Origin of the sequence: Chamaesiphon sp. OTE_75_metabat_556 (assembly GCF_031378165.1) — a bacterium.
Taxonomy (GTDB): Bacteria; Cyanobacteriota; Cyanobacteriia; order Cyanobacteriales; family Chamaesiphonaceae; genus Chamaesiphon.
This window is the reverse complement of sequence record NZ_JANNDR010000497.1, coordinates 1-4,445: the sequence shown is the minus strand read 5'-3', so window position 1 is coordinate 4,445 and position 4,445 is coordinate 1. Positions and strand designations below refer to the sequence as shown.

The 4,445-nt window shown below is 46.2% G+C and carries 9 protein-coding genes; all 9 read left to right on the top strand.

Annotated elements, in window-relative coordinates:
- The first annotated feature begins 435 nt into the window (after positions 1 to 435).
- Complete coding sequence (locus tag RMO27_RS19945) at positions 436 to 651, top strand: chlorophyll a/b-binding protein (RefSeq protein WP_309735818.1); 216 nt, start codon at positions 436 to 438, stop codon at positions 649 to 651.
- A 16-nt stretch (positions 652 to 667) separates the two neighbouring features.
- Positions 668 to 790: a hypothetical protein gene (locus tag RMO27_RS19940; RefSeq protein WP_309735817.1), complete on the top strand. Its 123-nt coding sequence runs from the start codon at positions 668 to 670 to the stop codon at positions 788 to 790.
- A 442-nt stretch (positions 791 to 1,232) separates the two neighbouring features.
- On the top strand, positions 1,233 to 2,000 hold the full coding sequence (locus tag RMO27_RS19935; RefSeq protein WP_309735815.1) for a hypothetical protein: 768 nt from the start codon (positions 1,233 to 1,235) through the stop codon (positions 1,998 to 2,000).
- A 66-nt stretch (positions 2,001 to 2,066) separates the two neighbouring features.
- Positions 2,067 to 2,294 carry a hypothetical protein gene (locus RMO27_RS19930; RefSeq protein WP_309735813.1) on the top strand — a complete coding sequence of 76 codons (228 nt, stop codon included), beginning with the start codon at positions 2,067 to 2,069 and terminating at the stop codon, positions 2,292 to 2,294.
- A gap of 15 nt (positions 2,295 to 2,309) precedes the next feature.
- The gene (locus RMO27_RS19925) at positions 2,310 to 2,498 is read left to right on the top strand and encodes a hypothetical protein (protein ID WP_309735811.1); all 189 of its coding nucleotides are present in this window, start codon (positions 2,310 to 2,312) and stop codon (positions 2,496 to 2,498) included.
- An 87-nt stretch (positions 2,499 to 2,585) separates the two neighbouring features.
- The gene (locus RMO27_RS19920; protein WP_309735810.1) at positions 2,586 to 3,380 is read left to right on the top strand and encodes a sterol desaturase family protein; all 795 of its coding nucleotides are present in this window, start codon (positions 2,586 to 2,588) and stop codon (positions 3,378 to 3,380) included.
- The gene (locus RMO27_RS19915; protein WP_309735807.1) at positions 3,367 to 3,648 is read left to right on the top strand and encodes a hypothetical protein; all 282 of its coding nucleotides are present in this window, start codon (positions 3,367 to 3,369) and stop codon (positions 3,646 to 3,648) included. The genes RMO27_RS19920 and RMO27_RS19915 overlap by 14 nt, the downstream gene beginning before the upstream one ends.
- Positions 3,649 to 3,854: 206 nt before the next feature.
- Entirely contained in the window at positions 3,855 to 4,181 is a 327-nt protein-coding gene (locus RMO27_RS19910) for a hypothetical protein (protein ID WP_309735805.1), read from the top strand.
- 61 nt (positions 4,182 to 4,242) lie between these two features.
- Positions 4,243 to 4,445 (top strand): general stress protein (locus RMO27_RS19905; RefSeq protein ID WP_309735803.1); only part of this gene is annotated, 203 nt, incomplete at its 3' end.

The following is a 4,445-nucleotide window of genomic DNA, read 5'->3' as shown; positions in this document are numbered from 1 at the left end:
ATGTATGGATTCATGGATCTGTAGGGGCGGGTTTATGCTATAAATTCCCGCTCTTCACTAGCAAATCTCAACAAACCCGCCCATCCCACCAATAATCTGTCGCTCGATTCATTCTGAAAAGATCTCAAATGGGTTCTATAGCGGGGAAACCTCTGGCTATAATAGTGCGACAAGACAGCAGGAAACGGGGCAAACTACCTAAATGTGAATGCAATTCAACTCTTCACTCCCAACTCCCCCCATCGACTGCCAAAGAATTTTCAGAAGTCATCCAATTGATAGATAATCTCGCATCTAGCTAAATGATAAGATTTGTGTACATCGAAGGTTAAACCAACCACTGTAGTAATACTTCCAACTATTCAACCAGTGAAGTCAGCACTACTCGATCGCAATCGATTTAGTCCTCATCCCACAAAATTCGGAGTAGTTACCATGGCAACCTCATCTACACCAACACCCACAAACATGACGACCGCAGCAGATCGCAACGAATGGCGTTGGGGCTTTACACCCCAAGCTGAAATCTGGAATGGCCGTTTTGCAATGCTCGGATTTGTCGCTGCACTTTTGACTGAATACTTATCCGGCCAAGGTGTTCTGCATTTCTACAACTTGATGCACACCATCAACACTACTGTCGTACGTTAGGTCGATCTCTAGCCTCATGTACTCTCAGTTACGGTATGACGATCGATTGCAGCTCTACGCTATTAGCGTCAACGTCGCTGTGATTCGATCGTCGCTCGGTTTTAGTTTAGAGGAAGCTTTCCCTCAGGGCTTTCTCTAAATTAGCTCCAAGTCTAAATCAAAGCTACTTGCGTCGTGTGGATCGCCACTGTGGACACAAAATAGTCCGATCGCAGTTGCTTAAATATCAGATGTTTACCTGCGTGGAGTCAGGAGCGGCTACAAGTTAACGAACAATATCGATTGACACTGTGCCATCTACCTACAGGGTCAAAGATTCCCAGCCCTTCATCCAGCTAGCCTAACGCCTGTTCCGATCTCGAAGCACATGAATATTTCTGGCGAATCTTCACTACCAAGTCAAGATTCACACTTGATCGTGCGAACATGCTGCCAGCAATCGTGCTAGAGCCAGCCCTTAACCTTAAGAACTATCGATCTCCATCCTATTTGACAGCCATTAGCAGCTTGTCGATCGGATTTGGGCGCACCCCAGCCACCAGCTTCAAATATTTAACACACTCGTGTAGGAAATTTGACACATGAATGCCAGCCCTGTCGAAATCGATAGTCTGAACGTCAAGAGCATGAGTACTCTCAAGTATTACCAACTCTCCTCGATCGCACCGCCACATGCAGGTTATCTCGACAAAACCAAGGCGCGAATGCTTCAGCTCAAAAAATATCACAAGATCAGTCAGGAATATATTTTACCGGTTCCCTACTTGTGTCAGGTTTATCACTTGCTAAATCTCAAGCATTTAGAAAATGTCCATAATCTGAGTCTCAATGGTTTGAAAGTTGGGAATGTCAGTCAGTTTGAAGAGACGACTAGTGGCGGTAGTGTTAAGTTTAAAACGACGCTCGATCGGTCGTTGAATGTCCTCAGAATGTGGAGACAACCGATCGTGGAAGCCGAACTAACTCTCCATACGCCTTACACGATCGAACTGGCTATTCCAGTTTATCGAGGTCGCAAAATTACTATTATCTTTAATATCTTACCGCTTGGCGACAATGCCCACAAGTTATTTATTGATATTTACAGCGATCTGGATGTTCCCAAGCCAATTCTCCAACTAGTTTTTCATTGTGCAGCTTGTGTGACTTTGGTTGAGGATCTGCCCTACCTCTACAAGCTAGCCAATGGAGATTTACACCGTCGCGTCAAATCACGGGGTGTTTCTAATCGTGATACGATGCAGTTGTTCAAGCGGTTTGTCGATCTATATGGATCGAGTTTGGAACAGCATAATTCACTTGGCGCGGTCGAACTAAGCCCTTTGTCATCATCAACTTTAGCCTGCTAAATTTTATTGTCATCACCCATCATGTTCGTGTCGATTTTTATCCAAACAATCCCATCTCTTTGTCAAATGCTCTTCGTGATTGGGGTCTGGTTAGGCTTGTACTATTATCTGCGATCGACCTGGAAAACAGTTAAAAAAGATTGGCAACATCTCAAAAGATTGCACCAAATTCCCTGCGATCGCTGTATCTTTTTTACGGACGAATACAATCTCAAATGTACCGTTCATCCGTCTAAAGCCTTAAATGAAGACGCGATCGGTTGTATTGATTATCGATCGCTTAAGTCTTCTTGAGTTGGGAGTGGGGAGTTGGTAGGCTCGATAGTTGTGGGCGTGCTCAGTCACCTCGTCCCCAAGTCCCTCTATCCATTGACGCCAAAGGCGATCGGACAATTACGCCACTTGGTAGAAAGTAGCCTCTGGCTCGAACTGATAAAATTTGGTGATTACCATCAGTTAGCTAGACCAGCATCAAAATGCGCCACTCCGCTGGGTTGAGCAGTTCAACCGAGTTGGAATGCTGCCATTGCCGTCTGGAATAGCCAATCGGCGATCGCTCGCGATCAAACTACAGGAGCAAAGACATTGACCCACTACTCATTCGAGTGCTATGGACTGGCCTTTTTTGGGATTATCCTGGTGCGCTATCTAGTTTTTGCGGGGGGGACGCAGCTAGTTTTGAACAAATTGTTCGGCGCAACTAGTGCAGCGGCGATCGCCGATCTCGATGGTTGCCCAGGAGCTACAGGAACTTTTGCTGGCAAGATCTGGATGACACCAGCCACCCGCCGCGATATCAAACTATCGATCGAATCTTCGATTGTCTTTGCTTTGAGCGCGGCGGCGATTGCCTCGGCCTATGATGCGGGGTATACGCGCCTATACGCAGACATCGATCGCTATCCACTGTGGTATCTAGGCGTGAGTTATCTGATGGCGATCGTCTTGCAAGATATGTACTTTTACTTTGTGCATAGGTTATTTCATCATCGGTTGCTGTTCCGATGGTGGCACTGCGGGCACCATCGATCGCATCAGCCGACGCCGTGGACATCGTTTGCTTTCGATCCGCTAGAGGCGGTCGCCCATTCAGTGTTCTTAGTGGGGATTGTATTTGTGTTACCACTGCATTTTATCAGTCTGATGGCGATCCTCAGTACGATGACGATTTGGGCAGTAGTCAATCATCTCGGACTCGAAAGATTGCCCGCCAACTTCCCCCATCACTGGTGCGGCCGCTGGTTTATCGGCCCCGCCCATCACGATCTTCACCACCATCAAACTGGATTACATTATGGGCTGTACTTTACTTTTTGGGACAGACAGCTCGGTACCCAATCACCCAATTACGAGCAGGAGTTTGCTAATGGTACTCACTGAAATCAATGTTGACGATCTAAATACACTGATGCACTTTCGGATCGAACGTCTGCTCCACTTGTTTACATCTAGTTTGCCCCATTGTTTGATTCAAATTAATGCTGGTGAACTGTTGGCGATTCATTGCCCCAGCTCGGCGGTCGTGGACGATCTGCTCGATGAATTAGAAGATTTGTGCCAACATGCGTGGCTGATTTTGGGCGTCCACTCGATCGCGGTCTATTTTGGCGAAGAAGAAATTTTGCGTGCTAATACTTATTTTCAGTAATGGCACAGCGCAAAGGTTCGATAGTTGTCTCTCTATCGATCGAGATAAACTCAATTTGCAGTTCTTGACTCGATCGAGCTAGGTCGGACTAGCAACAGATGAATCGTTTAGCAGATAGACAAAATCGGTAACTTTGATAACATTTGGTTATTACAAAAGTCTGCTCGATCAATTTTTCAACAGTTAGTTTAACAACGCTAAATACCATGACAATTAACAAGCCACAGCCAAATCCTACTGCCAAATCGGTCGATGAAATCGAGGCTCAACAACTCGCAGATGCCGAACAGTACGACCGCCACACCCCGGATAGCTACGATCCGCATATTATTCCGGCCGAAACCGCAGCTCGCAAAGAGCGCGAGGGCGAAAATTTCAAACGCTTGCCCAAACATCCTGCCGGATCGGAAAGTCTCGATACAACTGCTGGTTTCACTGTCGATAAAGAAGGGCTAGTCGATAATTTTGGGATCGAACCAGAGATCTATTATGAGACACCTGGTGATATTCCTGCCTCAGAACAGCCTCAATAATTCCCAAGATTGGATAGTTAGATATTTAGATGCGGAGATCGATTTTTAGGAGTGAATGATGATGATGATACAACAACGTGCCCTGGGCAGCTTTGCCAATTACCAGACTGCTGAATCTGCCCTGATCGAATTAGAATCCGAAGGCTTTATGATGGATCGAGTTTCCTTGATCGGGCGAGATCTAGATCGGCAAACCGAAGTAACTGGAGCCAAAACTAGCGAGAATATCACTGATGTTGGCAGTACCCACGAGCATGACGATCG